Annotated in this window: 17 protein-coding genes; 8 read left to right on the top strand and 9 right to left on the bottom strand. The window is 66.3% G+C overall.

From position 1 onward, the window contains the following. Positions 1-106: 106 nt before the first annotated feature. The 5 genes from IP90_RS07385 (at position 107) to IP90_RS07365 (ending at position 4,036) form a co-directional block, all read left to right on the top strand. Positions 107-1,354 carry a TCR/Tet family MFS transporter gene (locus tag IP90_RS07385; protein WP_144898971.1) on the top strand — a complete coding sequence of 416 codons (1,248 nt, stop codon included), beginning with the start codon at positions 107-109 and terminating at the stop codon, positions 1,352-1,354. 202 nt (positions 1,355-1,556) lie between these two features. Next, on the top strand, positions 1,557-1,979 hold the full coding sequence (locus tag IP90_RS07380; protein ID WP_144898970.1) for a YciI family protein: 423 nt from the start codon (positions 1,557-1,559) through the stop codon (positions 1,977-1,979). A gap of 73 nt (positions 1,980-2,052) precedes the next feature. Continuing rightward, a complete protein-coding gene (locus IP90_RS07375; RefSeq protein ID WP_144898969.1) occupies positions 2,053-2,454 on the top strand; it encodes a VOC family protein in 402 nt (133 codons plus the stop codon). A 3-nt stretch (positions 2,455-2,457) separates the two neighbouring features. After that, on the top strand, positions 2,458-2,649 hold the full coding sequence (locus IP90_RS07370; protein ID WP_144898968.1) for a hypothetical protein: 192 nt from the start codon (positions 2,458-2,460) through the stop codon (positions 2,647-2,649). Positions 2,650-2,758: 109 nt separating this feature from the next. Further along, entirely contained in the window at positions 2,759-4,036 is a 1,278-nt protein-coding gene (locus tag IP90_RS07365) for an RNA polymerase sigma factor (protein WP_144898967.1), read from the top strand. 186 nt (positions 4,037-4,222) lie between these two features. Here IP90_RS07365 and IP90_RS07360 read toward each other — a convergent pair whose 3' ends face one another. After that, complete coding sequence (locus IP90_RS07360; RefSeq protein WP_144898966.1) at positions 4,223-4,798, bottom strand: dihydrofolate reductase family protein; 576 nt, start codon at positions 4,796-4,798, stop codon at positions 4,223-4,225. An 11-nt stretch (positions 4,799-4,809) separates the two neighbouring features. Then, positions 4,810-5,169, bottom strand: coding sequence for a DUF1428 domain-containing protein (locus tag IP90_RS07355; protein ID WP_144898965.1), 360 nt, complete (start codon positions 5,167-5,169; stop codon positions 4,810-4,812). 166 nt (positions 5,170-5,335) lie between these two features. Here IP90_RS07355 and dbpA point away from each other — a divergent pair, with 166 nt between their 5' ends. Beyond that, entirely contained in the window at positions 5,336-6,709 is a 1,374-nt protein-coding gene (gene dbpA / locus IP90_RS07350) for an ATP-dependent RNA helicase DbpA (protein ID WP_144898964.1), read from the top strand. A gap of 327 nt (positions 6,710-7,036) precedes the next feature. Continuing rightward, the gene (locus IP90_RS07345) at positions 7,037-7,657 is read left to right on the top strand and encodes a cation efflux transmembrane domain-containing protein (protein ID WP_144898963.1); all 621 of its coding nucleotides are present in this window, start codon (positions 7,037-7,039) and stop codon (positions 7,655-7,657) included. Here IP90_RS07345 and IP90_RS07340 read toward each other — a convergent pair. Then, positions 7,654-7,917, bottom strand: a complete 264-nt coding sequence (locus IP90_RS07340) for a hypothetical protein (protein ID WP_144898962.1) — start codon at positions 7,915-7,917, stop codon at positions 7,654-7,656. The genes IP90_RS07345 and IP90_RS07340 overlap by 4 nt on opposite strands. A gap of 167 nt (positions 7,918-8,084) precedes the next feature. On the opposite strand from IP90_RS07340, the gene IP90_RS07335 reads away from it, so the two are divergent. Continuing rightward, positions 8,085-8,873, top strand: coding sequence for an NRDE family protein (locus tag IP90_RS07335; protein WP_144898961.1), 789 nt, complete (start codon positions 8,085-8,087; stop codon positions 8,871-8,873). Between the two features lie 265 nt (positions 8,874-9,138). Here the strand turns inward: IP90_RS07335 and IP90_RS07330 are convergent, their stop codons facing one another. The 6 genes from IP90_RS07330 to IP90_RS07305 all read right to left on the bottom strand — a co-directional run bounded on the left by IP90_RS07330 (position 9,139) and on the right by IP90_RS07305 (position 13,015). Next, positions 9,139-9,612, bottom strand: a complete 474-nt coding sequence (locus tag IP90_RS07330; protein ID WP_144898960.1) for a hypothetical protein — start codon at positions 9,610-9,612, stop codon at positions 9,139-9,141. Then, the gene (locus tag IP90_RS07325; protein ID WP_144898959.1) at positions 9,609-9,812 is read right to left on the bottom strand and encodes a PspC domain-containing protein; all 204 of its coding nucleotides are present in this window, start codon (positions 9,810-9,812) and stop codon (positions 9,609-9,611) included. The genes IP90_RS07330 and IP90_RS07325 overlap by 4 nt, the downstream gene beginning before the upstream one ends. A gap of 40 nt (positions 9,813-9,852) precedes the next feature. Next, positions 9,853-10,248, bottom strand: a complete 396-nt coding sequence (locus IP90_RS07320) for a YfeK family protein (protein WP_242007517.1) — start codon at positions 10,246-10,248, stop codon at positions 9,853-9,855. Next, positions 10,224-11,294 carry a class III poly(R)-hydroxyalkanoic acid synthase subunit PhaC gene (locus tag IP90_RS07315; protein ID WP_144898958.1) on the bottom strand — a complete coding sequence of 357 codons (1,071 nt, stop codon included), beginning with the start codon at positions 11,292-11,294 and terminating at the stop codon, positions 10,224-10,226. The genes IP90_RS07320 and IP90_RS07315 overlap by 25 nt, the downstream gene beginning before the upstream one ends. Before the next feature lies 1 nt (position 11,295). After that, positions 11,296-12,318 carry a class III poly(R)-hydroxyalkanoic acid synthase subunit PhaE gene (phaE, locus tag IP90_RS07310; RefSeq protein ID WP_144898957.1) on the bottom strand — a complete coding sequence of 341 codons (1,023 nt, stop codon included), beginning with the start codon at positions 12,316-12,318 and terminating at the stop codon, positions 11,296-11,298. An 82-nt stretch (positions 12,319-12,400) separates the two neighbouring features. Next, positions 12,401-13,015 (bottom strand): CDP-alcohol phosphatidyltransferase family protein, encoded by a 615-nt coding sequence (locus IP90_RS07305; protein WP_144898956.1) that lies wholly within the window; start codon positions 13,013-13,015, stop codon positions 12,401-12,403. Positions 13,016-13,078: the final 63 nt, after the last annotated feature.

The raw sequence follows: 13,078 nt of genomic DNA, 5'->3' as shown, positions 1-13,078 counted from the left end.
ATTGCTTTTTCCTGACAAGCCGCATCGTTCCCGGGTCGACTGACCCCGGACGCCCTTGTCCTGTCGCGGCCTGCGGTCGCGCATCTCTCATTCGGAAAACCACATCATGTCATTACCCGACTTTCGCGCCGGCAAGGCTGCGATCGCTTTCATTCTTGTCACCGCGATGCTCGACATCGTGGCGATGGGCATCGTCATCCCGGTGCTGCCGACGCTGATCGAGGAGTTCAGCGGCTCCAACGCGCGCGCCGGCATCATCAACGGCGTGTTCGTGGCGCTGTGGGCGCTGATGCAGTTCGTCGCCTCGCCGATCATCGGCTCGCTGTCCGACCAGTACGGGCGCCGGCCGGTGATCCTGCTGTCGACCGCGGGACTGGCCGCCGACTACGTGCTGATGGCGCTGGCACCCAGCCTGTGGTGGCTGGCGCTGGGCCGCATGATCGCCGGCGTGACCTCGGCCAGTTTCACCACGGTGTATGCGTACATGGCCGACATCACCGAGCCGGAACAGCGCGCACGCGGCTACGGTCTGATCGGCGCGGCATTCAGCGCCGGCTTCGTGGCCGGGCCGCTGCTTGGCGGCGTGCTCGGCGAGGTGTCGCCGCGCGCGCCGTTCTGGGTCGCCGCCGCGCTAAGCGGCGTTGCCTTCCTGTACGGCACCTTCATCCTGCCCGAATCGTTGGCACCGGAAAAACGCATGGCGTTCTCGTGGCAGCGCGCCAATCCACTGGGTGCGTTGCGGCTGCTGCGCTCGCATCCGGAACTGACCGGGCTGGCCGGCTCCAACTTTCTGATGTACTTCGCGCACCACGTGTTCTCGGCGGTGTTCGTGCTGTACGCCGGTTACCGCTACGGCTGGAGCGCGTGGCAGGTGGGCGTGCTGCTGGCGATGGTCGGCGTGCTCGACATGATCGTGCAGGGCGTGCTGGTCGGGCCGGCGGTGAAGCGCTTCGGCGACCGCAAGGTGATGGTGTTCGGCCTGTTCGGCGGCGCGGTCGGCATCGCCTGCATGGGCCTGGCGCCGACCGGCCTGCTGTTCACGCTGGCAATGCTGCCCAACGCGTTGTGGGGCCTGGCGATGCCGACGCTGCAGTCGCTGATGACGCAGCGCGTGTCCGAGTCCGAACAGGGCCAGCTGCAGGGCGCCAACAACAGCGTCGCCAGCATCGCCGGCGTGCTGTCGCCATTGTTCTTCGGTACCGTCTATGCGCTCTCGGTCGGTCCGGACGCACGGCTGCCCCACCCCGGCGCGGCCTTCCTGATCGCGGCGCTGGTATTGCTGGCCGCGGCCGGCGTGGGCTGGCGCGTCGCAGCCCGGGCACGGCGCGAAGCCCTGGCCAGCGCGGAAGCCTGACGCGGCGTGCCGGCGCCGCGTCACCTGGATGGCGGCGCGGTAGTTGCGATTCGGGTTTGCCGACAAGGGCCCATCGTTTCATCGAAGAAAATCCGCGCGGGCCTGTCGATCCGGCCAATGCCTGTTCGTCGCATCCACAAGAGCGCGGCACCGGCGGCCCGACCGCAGCGCGGCTCCGACACCCACAGCGAGGAGAACGACGATGAGGTTCATGGTGATAGTCAAGGCCAACGCGGACACCGAAGCCGGCGTGTTGCCGACCGAGCAGATGCTGGCGGCGATGGGCAAGTACAACGAGGAACTGGTCAAGGCCGGCGTGATGCTCGCGGGCGAAGGCCTGCAGCCCACTTCGAAAGGCGCGCGGGTGCGCTTTTCCGCGGGCGGCAAGCGCACGGTCATCGACGGACCTTTCAGCGAAACCAAGGAACTGATCGCCGGCTTCTGGCTGTGGCAGGTGCGTTCGAAGGAAGAAGCGATCGAGTGGCTCAAGCGCGCGCCGTTCGAGGAAGGCGACGAAGTCGAGATCCGCCAGGTATTCGAGGCCGAGGATTTCGGCGCCGAATTCACGCCGGAACTGCGTGCACAGGAAGAACGCCTGCGCGCCGAGATCGACAAGCGACAGTAAGGCCAGACCAGCCCCGCGCGCAGACGGAGCGATTCCGGGCGCGCGAGACCTTCAACCAATACAGAGAGCCTTTATGACTACCCAGATCTTCGTCAACCTGCCGGTCAAGAATCTCGACCGCACCGTCGAGTTCTTCACCAAGCTCGGCTATTCGTTCAATCCCCAGTTCACCGACGAGAATGCGACCTGCATGATCGTGGAAGAGAACATCTTCGTGATGCTGCTGGTCGAGCCCTACTTCCGGACATTCATCGACAAGGACATCTGCGATGCGACGCGCCAGACCGAAGTGATCGTGTGCCTGTCGGCGGAAAGCCGCGACAAGGCCGACGACCTGGTCGCCAAGGCCGTCGCCGGTGGCGGCAAGGCCACCGCTTCCAAAGACTACGGCTTCATGTACCAGACCGGTTTCCAGGACCTGGACGGCCACCTGTGGGAACTGGCCTACATGGACCCCAACGCGGCTCCGGGCTAACGCATGTCGATCATGTGGCTGCTGGTCCATCGCGACGCCGCGATTGCGAAACAGGATCGCGACGATGGCGCCTGCGTGGGCGAGCCGCGCAGCTTCGAGGAAAGCGACGGGGACGGAGCGGCCCGACCGCATGGACGCGACTTTCCCGATCCGCGCCGCGATCATCGCGTCGGCAACGATCGCGGCGGCAACTGAAACGATCGCGCGACCCGGCCGAACCATCGCGAGCATCGGACGGTTCGTTGCATCAGCGCCGCCGCGACCGGCTTGCATGGGCCATTCGATGATGGTCTGATCGGTCGCCATGACGGCGACCGATACCCATCGCACCATCGACGCGGTCTGGCGGATGGAATCCGCCAGGCTGATTGCCGGCCTCGCGCGCATGGTCCGCGACGTCGGCCTGGCCGAGGAACTGGCGCAGGACGCGCTGGTCGCGGCACTGGAACGCTGGCCCGAGTCCGGCGTGCCGGACAATCCCGGCGCCTGGCTGATGGCCACGGCCAAGCACCGTGCGATCGATCGCCTGCGCCGCCTCAAGCTGCAGCAGCGCAAGCACGAGGAACTCGGCTACGAACTGGAAAGCGACCAGGATGACGTTGGATCGCCGCAGGAGGCGTTCGCCGACGACGACATCGGCGACGACCTGCTTCGGCTGGTGTTCACCGCCTGCCATCCAGTGCTGTCGACCGATGCGCAGGTCGCGCTGACGCTGCGTCTGCTCGGCGGCCTGACCACCGAGGAGATCGCGCGCGCTTTCCTGGTACCGGAGCCGACCGTGGCGCAGCGCATCGTCCGCGCCAAGCGCACGCTGGCCGACGCGCACGTGCCGTTCGAAGTGCCGCGCGGGCCCGACCTGGCCGAGCGCCTGGCCTCGGTGCTCGGCGTGATCTACCTCATCTTCAACGAAGGCTATTCGGCCACCGCCGGTGACGACTGGATACGGCCGGCGTTGTGCGAGGAAGCGCTGCGGCTGGGACGCATCCTGGCCGAACTCGTGCCGCAGGAGCCGGAAGTCCATGGACTGGTGGCGCTGATGGAAATACAGGCGTCGCGCGCCGGCGCGCGCGTCGGCCCGTCGGGACAGCCGATCCTGCTGCTCGAACAGGATCGCGGCCGCTGGGATCGGCTGCTGATCCGGCGTGGACTGGCCGCGCTGGAGCGCGCCGAAAAACTCGGCGGCGCACGCGGCGTCTACGCCTTGCAGGCCGCGATCGCCGCCTGCCATGCGCGCGCGCTGGCGCCGGAAGACACCGACTGGGCACGGATCGTCGGCCTCTATGGCGCGCTGTCGGAGCTGATGCCGTCGCCGGTCGTCGAACTGAATCGCGCCGTCGCGTTGGCCATGCTGTTCGGCCCGGCGGCGGGCCTGGAACTGGTCGACGCGCTGACTTCCGAACCTTCGTTGAAGAACTACCACCTGCTGCCGAGCGTGCGCGGCGATTTTCTCAGGAAACTCGGGCGCTTTGCCGAGGCCCGGGCGGAGTTCGAGCGCGCCGCGTCGTTGACCCGCAATGCACGCGAGCGCGAACTGCTGCTGGAGCGGGCCAGCGGCTGCAGCGACGATACGGCGGCAGCATGATGCCCGCTGTCCATGGACGAGCCGATGTGCAATCCTCATCCAAGGCACGCTGAGAAGTCTCGGATCGTCATCCCGGCGAACACGGGATCCAAGGCCGTAGGCTGGGTTGGCTCCACCAACCCAGCAATCCTTGGGCCCTATGAGCTGGGTTGGTGGAGCCAACCCAGCCTGCGTTTCTGAACCGACTTATCTGACCACGCGATAGCGCAGATGCATGACCTGCGGCGAGCGCAGCGCACGCACCAGCTCGAATCCGGGTCCAGGCGCGGCTACGCCTTCGAACAGGCGCGGACCATCGCCCAGCAGGATGGGCACAAGTTGCAGGTTGATCTCGTCGACCAGGCCAGCGTCAAGCGTCTGCCGTGCGATGGCCGCGCCCATCACCACGACATCGCGCTCCTGCGCCGCTTCCTTCGCCATCCGCAGCGCCGTTTCGACGCCGTCGTCCACGAAGAAGAAGGTTCCGCTGGCCTGCGGCAGCGGTTCGCGCGGCCGCTGCGTCACCACGAAGCACGGCGCGCGATGCGGCGTGTCGCCCCACGGCCCGATGCCGACATCGAAGGTGCGCCGGCCCGTCACCGTAGCGCCGATGGAATCGCGCATCTCCTGCGCGACCTGCTGGTCCACATCCGCTTTCGGATCGGCGAACAGCCAGTCGTGGAGGCGCTCGCCGCCGGCGCCCATGGGCAGGTCGACGCCGACGTCCGGACCGGCGACGCAGCCGTCCAGCGACATCGAGAAGTGCAGGGCGACCTTGCCCATGGGCGGCGCGCTCAGAGACTGACGATCGGCTTGAAACCGCCGTAGATCATGCGCTTGGCATCGAAGGGCAGATTCTTCAGGTCCATCATGTCCTTCAGGCGCGGATCGGCCATCACCTTCTTGTTGATGCTGTCGCGCTGCTTGCGGGATTTGTAGACGATCCACGAGAACACCACGACCTCGTCCTTCTTCGCCTTCACGCTGAACGGAAACGACGTGACCTTGCCCGGCGGCACGTCGTCGCCGGCGCATTCGATGTATTCCAGCGCGCCGTACTCCATCCAGATCTTTCCCGACTTGCGGGACAGGCGACGGTAGGCCGCGAGGTTCTTCTTCGGCACCGGCACCACGAAACCATCGACGTAGCTCATAAATCCTCCAGTTGGTCGGGAATGAAACCGCGGAGCGGCTGCAAGTACGGCGGCTCCTGTCCAGTGCGACGTTCGGCCGCGGCCGGTTTCGACATCCGCGGCCGGTTTTTCGCGATCGCGGGTCCAGAGGGTGCCGGAGGCCACGTTAATCCTGCGATCATGGTGCATGACCGCATTCGCCACCCTTCCCCTTTCGCCCGCCCTGCTGCAGGGCCTGGACGCACTCGGATTCAGACAGACCACGCCGATCCAGGCGCAGGCGCTGCCGGCGATCCTGGCCGGCCAGGACCTGATCGCGCAGGCGCCCACCGGCAGCGGCAAGACCATCGCGTTCGGTCTTGGCCTGCTGCAGCAACTCGATCCCGCTCTGACCCGTACCCAGGCCGTCGTGCTCTGCCCGACCCGCGAACTTGCCGATCAGGTCGGCAAGGCGATCCGCCGCCTGGCGATCGGCATTCCCAACCTCAAGCTGCTGCTGCTGTGTGGCGGCATTCCACTCGGCCCGCAGCTGGCTTCGCTCGCCCACGCGCCGCACGTCGTCGTCGGCACACCCGGCCGCATCCAGGAACTACTGCGCAAGCAGGCGCTGGACCTGGGCGCGGTGCGCACGCTGGTGCTGGACGAAGCCGACCGCATGCTCGACATGGGTTTCGAAGAACCGATCCGGGAGATCGCCGGCAAGACGCCGAAGACGCGGCAGACGCTGCTGTTCTCGGCCACCTATCCGGACGCGATCCGCGCCATCGGCCGTAGTGTGCTGCGCGACGCGGTCGAGGTGACGGTCGACAGTGCGGCATCGCCGCTGGCGATCGAGCAATGGTTCCATGAAGTCGACACGGCGCAGAAAACCGCGGCGCTGGCCGGGTTGCTGATCGAACACCGGCCCGAATCGAGCGTGGTGTTCTGCAACATGCGTCGCGATACCGAGGAAGTGGTGTCGGAACTGGAACGTTACGGTTTCACCCCGCTGGCGCTGCACGGCGACATGGAGCAGCGCGATCGCGACGAGGTGCTGGTGCGCTTCGCCAACCGCAGCTGCAACGTGCTGGTGGCCAGCGACGTGGCGGCGCGCGGCTTGGATGTGAAAGACATCGGCGCGGTGATCAACTACGAACTGCCCACCGATCCGGACGTGTACGTGCACCGCATCGGCCGCACCGCGCGCGCCGGAAGCAGCGGTCTGGCACTGAGCCTGTGCGCGCCGCACGAGGTCCCGCGTGCGCTGGCACTGGAAAAACAACAGGGCACATCCCTGCGCTGGCGACGCGCGCCCCTGGCCGGAAAACAGGCGCGTGGCGTGCCGCAGGCAACGATGGCCACGCTGCGCATCGATGCCGGTCGCACCGACAAATTGCGTCCCGGCGACATCTTGGGCGCGCTGACCGGCGTGGCGGGATTGCCGGCAGACAGTGTCGGCAAGATCGATGTGTTCGCGACGCGTGCCTACGTCGCCATCCGCAGTGCCGACGCCGACCGCGCCGTCGCGCGCCTGCGCGAAGGCGGAATCAAGGGACGCAAGCTGCGGGTGCGGCGGATCTAGAGCGTAAATCTCCGCTGAGTTTTTGCTTTGGTGGTTTTTTCCTGATTTGGCACGCCGCAAAGCCCATAGACCCGAAGGGCGGCGGCCATGGACGGCCGCCGTTTTCCGACCGAGCCAGGATGGCGAGTCGGAAAATCCCCGAGGACTACAAACTGCAACGTGAGCTCTGTCGGGGAAGAGCCCTTCTCTTTGGTTACTTTCTCTTTGGCTCTGGAAAGAGAAAGTAACCCGACCGCGTAGCGGGCGGAACCCTTTACAACAAAGCCAGCGAGCAGCTTCCGCCACGGCGTAAAATCTCAGCATCGCCGCTGCCAGGCCCCGTTGCCGATGTCACGCGACTGCTGCGAAAAACAACTCGTCGCCGATGCGCTGCGAAAGCAGGAGCGCCGCGTGCTCGCGATCGTACTCGCGATCAACCTGACGACCTTCGTACTGATGGTCGCCGCGGCGATGCACAGCGGTTCTTCTTCGCTGCTGTCGGGCGGACTCGACAACCTCGGCGATACGCTGACCTATGCCGTGAGCCTGGCCGTGGTCGGCTCGACGTTGCAGGTCAAATCGCGCGTGGCGCTGCTGAAGTCGGCGCTGATCCTGCTAGCGGCCATCGCAGTCGCGATCCAGATCGCGTGGCGGCTCGCGCATCCGGCGACACCGATCTTCGCCAGCCTCGGCATCGCCGCCCTGCTCAACCTGGCTGCCAACCTGGTCTGCCTGCGATTGCTCACCCCGTACCGCCATGGCGACGTGAACCTGGCCTCGGCCTGGGAATGCTCGCGCAATGATGTCGGCGAAGGGCTCGCGGTACTCGCCGCCGCGCTCGGCGTGTGGCTGTTCGGCAATGGCTGGCCGGACCTGCTGGTCGCGGTCGCGCTGCTGGCGATGTTCCTGCGATCGGCGCTGCGCGTATTCCGCGCCTCGCTGGATGGACTGAAGGCGCCGGCGGGCTAGCCGTGCCGGTCCACCATCACCAGGTCGCCGCACAGCATCCGCATGTGCACGCCGGTGGGTTCGCCGGTGGCGTGGTGACGGATGCGGGCAAAGGTCGTGGCCGCCCGCAGCGCGGCGATCTTCAGCTGGAAGTGCTCGAGCGGCTTGCCACACAGGCTGACCTGCCAACCAGGCGCATCGGGTTCCACGGAGAAAAGCGTGCGTTCCATAGTGCGCTCGCGATAGGAAAAGCGCCCCGGCCCTGCGCTCCACTTGCTCAAGGTGGCGGATGTTCTCCTTTGCTGAGCGGCATCCGTTGCCGATGCATCAAGCCGTGCTGCCGGGGCCGACACAGGTTCGGCCAGTGGCGACGCATCGGGCATCGGCGTAATACCCGTCCGGCTGTAGGAAATTTCCTACCCCTCAAGCCGTGGGCTAGCATGTCTGCATGTGTCTGATCGCGCTCGCCTGGCGAGCCCATCCCTGCTACGAACTGGCCCTGATCGCCAATCGCGACGAACTGCATGCGCGCCCGACCGCGCCTGCCGGCCCCGATCCCGAGGCTCCCGACGTGTATGGCGGCCGCGACCTGCAGGCAGGCGGTGGCTGGCTGATGGTGTCCATGCAGGGACGGCTGGCGGCGGTGACCAACGTGCGCGCCGGGCTCGATGCCGAAGCGGCGTTGCATTCGCGCGGTAGCCTGGTGCGTGATTTCGTCCGCGGCCAGGCCTCGACCAACGCCTACCTGGCCTCGCTGGCGTCGACCGCCGCGGACTACGGCCGCTTCAACCTGATCGTCTGGGATGGCGCGGACCTGGCTTTCGCCAGCAACCATCCGCGGTTCACCCGAAGCGCGATCGCGCCGGGCCTGCATGCGATGTCCAACGGCGCGTTCGACGCGCCCTGGCCGAAGAGCGGTCTCGCCACCCGCGCGCTGGCGGCATGGCTGCCGTCCGCGAGCGGCCGCATCGACGACGACCCGACCGCGCTGTCGCCATTGCTGGATGCCTTGTCCGATACCACGCCGGCACCGGATGACGCCCTGCCCGATACCGGCGTCGGCCTGGACCTGGAGCGCGCACTGTCGCCGCCCTTTGTCCGCGATCAGCGCTACGGCACTCGCTGCAGCAGCGTGGTGCTGGTCGACAGCGACCGGATCCTCTTTGCGGAACGCCGCTTCGGCCCGGGCGGGCAAGCGCAGGGAGAGGAGCTGTCGGTGTTGCAGCGGAAAGGTTGAGTACGGGATGCGCGCCAGCGGCTGCGGCGTTACGACATTCCAGCGACTTGCAAGGACTTTCTTGAATCCACCGAACTGTGCAGGTCGACTGCGTGCGTTTTTTGCACCGCACAAAGTGAAGGCCCAGTCTTCCAGGTTTCCCTGAGCGGCTGAGCCTTCGTTGCCGAAGCTTCTGCTCTGACTTGCGTCATCGCTTTTTCTTCGACGGGTGCAGGATATCGCGGCACCCGTTAACCCCGTGTCAAAAAAGCGACATGCGACAGGATCATTTCAAGATTGTCGAAGGCCAGGGCCACCAGCCGCGGCCATCGCGCGCGTAGCGATCGGCGGCGCGCTCGAATCGATTGCGCACGCTGATGCCGCCGCACAACAGGTACAGCGGCAGGAACAGCGGTCCCAGCACCATGTACTGGTACACATGCGCGCGCTCGTGGTCGGCAAGAATGATCGCCGGTTCCTCGCCGTGTCCGGCGCGATGCGCATAGGTCACGCAGGGCGAATCCAGCGTGTCGCCGGTATGCAGGATGGTGTTGCCCAGCGTCAGCGCCCCGCCCGGCCCCCACGGCCAGCGATGAAACACGATCGCCAGTTCACGCCTGCTGTAGTGCGCATGCGCACCGAATGCGATGCCGGCGATTCCCGCAATCAGGCCCAGCAAGGTGTTGGGCAGCGTCCACAAGGCGCCGATCACGCGCAGCGCCGCGACCGGAAGGCGCGCAGCCGCGGCCGGCTCGCTCAATCGTTGCCTTCCGGCATCAGCAGCCAGAGGATCAGGTAGGCCAGGATGCCGGGAAACGCGACCGACGCGATCGAGATGATGACGTAGATCACGCGCAACAGCGTCGAGTTCCAGCCGAAGCGATGGGCGATACCGCCAATCACGCCCGCCAGGACGCGGTCGTTGATGGAACGGGAAAGCGTGGGCGCTGGCTTGTTCATCGAAAAAGACGGTAGCTGGGCTGGGCCCAGTCTAAACCGCTCATTTCGGCGCTGCACGCAACCGCTGCAACTGCTGCCGGAACCAGTCCGCCGCGACCTGCGGGGCCTGGCCGGGGCATTGCACGTGGTAGGGACGGCCGCTGACGCTGCTGTGGCTGGCCGCGCGCTCGATGAACTGCTCGCTGCTGGTGGCCAGGTCGCGCCTGCGCATCCAATCGTATTTGCGTTGCAGGTGCGCCTTGGCCTCGCCGGCCTCGTACCACTTGCCGTTGCGCTCGAAGCGGCAATCGGAACTGCCCAATGCCTCGATCAATCCCGCGATTTCCGCCTGCGCATCCGGGCTGGCTTCTGCGGCCCGCAGCTGCGGCGACAGCAGCAGCGCGAGGACGCAGGCCAAGCCTGCACGCATCATCAGCCGGAACGCTTCGCCAGCCATTGCTGGATCGTCTCCGGCACTTCCTTCTGCGCCCGGCCGGACACGTAGATGCCGATGTGGCCGCCGCGGAAGGAAAGTTCGGTGTAGTCGCCGGTGCCGACCAGCGCCTTCAAGGCCTTCGACGACGATGGCGGCACCAGGTGGTCCTGCTCCGCGAAGATGTTGAGCACCGGCATCTCGACCAGACCCAAGTGCACCTCGTTGCCACCGATGACGATGCCGCCTTCGACGAAGCCGTTGCCCTGGTAGAACTGCTTGATGAACTGGCGGAATGCCTCGCCGGCCTGGTCGGGCGAATCGAAGATCCACTTTTCCATGCGCAGGAAATCCTCGACCGCCTTGCTGTCGTCGAGGATGTCGACCAGCCCGACGTACTTCTGCGCGAACAGCCGCCACGGTTTCAGCGCCAGGTAGCACCAGTTCATCAGGTCCGCCGGCACGTTGCCGAGCGTGTCGACGAACAGGTCGGCGTCGATGTCCTGCGTCCAGTTGGACAGCATGTTGTCCGGCGTATGGAAATCGACCGGTGTGACCATGGTGATCAGGTTGCGGATCCTGTCCGGGTGCAGGGCCGCATAGCACAGCGAGAACGCGCCGCCCTGACAGATACCGAGCAGGTTGATCGCATCCAGTCCATGCGTGCGACGCAGGTGGTCGACCGCACCGCCGAGGAAGCGCTCGATGTAGTCCTCCAGCGTCAGGAACCGGTCGGAACGATCCGGATAACCCCAGTCGATGATGTAGACATCCTCGCCGCGCGCCAGCAGGCCCTTGACCAGCGAACGATCGGCCTGCAGGTCGACCATATACGGCCGGTTGACCAGCGCGTAGCTGATCAGTAGCGGGACCTTCGCGGTCGGCGCCTGCTCGCCGGTGAAGCGGTACAGCACGACCTTGCCGTCGCGCCAGACTTCCTCGCGGGCGGTGGCGCCGTAGTTCACCTCGTCGAGGTTGCGCAGGGTATCCACGCCTGCCGCCAGTTTCTGCTGCAGCTGCAGCGCTTCGTGCGCGAGCGCGTCGGCAGTGAAATTGAGTGGGCCGTTCATGTCAGCGCTTCTTCGCCTGGGTGTTCTTAGCGGTCTCGCGTTTCCCGGCCGTGGTCTTGGCTTTGGCCTTGGCAGTCGACGGCTTCGCGCTCTTCTTCGCCGGCGCCTCGGTGCGTGGTGGCGGCGATGCAGGCGGTGGCGACGCGTTGCGCAGGCGACTCAGCGCACGCTCCAGTTCTGCGATCTTGCGATGCGCGCCGTCGACTTCGCTGCGGGTCGGCATGCCCAGCATGGCGTTGACCTGCTCGACTTCCTGCTGCAGGCCGCCGCGCAGGCGCATCTGCGCGTTGACCAGCGCCCCGTAGGTCTTGCGGAATTCCGGCGACAGCGCGATCTCGGCATAGGCTTCTTCGGCTGCGTCGATCCACAGGTCGAACAAGGCACGCGCGGAGGTGAGCTGGCGCCCGGGTTCCTCGCGTTCGGCCAGCCGGATTTCGAACAGTTCGCAGGCACGCTGCGAGGCCTTCAGCATCAATGCGTTGTAGGCGCTGTTGCAATGCTGGTAATCGAGCTGCGCCTGCAGCAATCGCTGCGCGCGTTCCTGGTGCTCGCGTGCGAAGCCGAACGCGGGCATGCCCAGCCACGACGCGCTTTCACGGCGCCAGGCGTCGAGATAAGGCGATGCGTCCTCGATCCACTGCTCCAGGCCCTGCTGGCCCTGCCCGCGCATCGCCCGGAACATCTCCGGGAATGGATTCTCGCCGGCGGCGCCCATCGCCTGTTTCCAGGCCTGCGCCACTTCCGCGGCGCTGTTGTCCTGTCCGGCGAACTGCGCCGCCACCTGCTGCATCTGCCCGTACCAGCTGTGCGCAAGCGCGTTGAACCGTTCGGTCGCGGTGTTGACCTCCTCGCGGCCGCCATGCACCAGCTTGCTCCAGCCTTCCACGGCATCGTGCCAGCCCTGCGCCGCGGATGGCGGCGCCGCCGGCGTCGCGCCACCGCGCATCATCTCGCCCCATGCATTCCAGTACTGCCGTGCCAGCGCCTCGAAATCGCCGGGCATCTTGTTGCCAGGGTGGGTCATCACCGCCTCCAGGGATCAGGCCGATGATAGCAACCGATCCTTCCGGGCACGTGACCATCCGTTGTCAGTCGTTGCCGTGTCCTCAGGGCTTGGGGATGCGCAGCGTCTTGCTGATCATCAACGAGCCAGACAAGGCGTACATCAGCACCAGCGGATGCAGCTGCCACGGATCGATCTGCACGACGCCGAACCACAACGCCTCGCCGAAACGGCCCTGCCAGACCGCGACCGCCAGCACGATGACGATGGCCAGACTGGTCGGGATCGGCGTGCCCTCGAAATATTTCACCCTGTCGCCGCCATCGGACAGCGTTTCCGCGGTCACGTTGTAGCGCGCCAGCCGGCTGACACCGCAGCCGACGAAATAGCTGAGCACCAGCCAGTCCCAGCCGCCCTGCATGCCGCAGGCGTAGCCCAGCGCGGCCGGGGCCACGCCGAAGGAGATCACGTCGGCCAGCGAATCCAGTTCGCGCCCCAGCGTGGACGCGACCTTGCGCCAGCGCGCGATGCGGCCATCGAGCGCATCGAACACGAAGGCCAACGGAATCAGTGCCATGCCGATCAGCAGGTCGGCGACCACGCCTTCGTGCAGGAAGCGCATCGCCGCGAAGATCGCGCCGGTGCCGCAGAACGCATTGGCCAGTGTGAACCAGTCGGCCAGGTGGAACTCGCGAAGCATCGAGAAGTGGCGCTGCATGCGGGCAACCTCCGTCGGGTAGCCGACAGCCTGCCAAGGCCGTACGGACCATGCAAGGCGACA

The organism is Luteimonas cucumeris, assembly GCF_007830035.1.
GTDB lineage: Bacteria > Pseudomonadota > Gammaproteobacteria > Xanthomonadales > Xanthomonadaceae > Luteimonas_C > Luteimonas_C cucumeris.
Note: the sequence above shows the minus strand (reverse complement) of the source record. Positions and strands in the feature narration are given on the sequence as shown.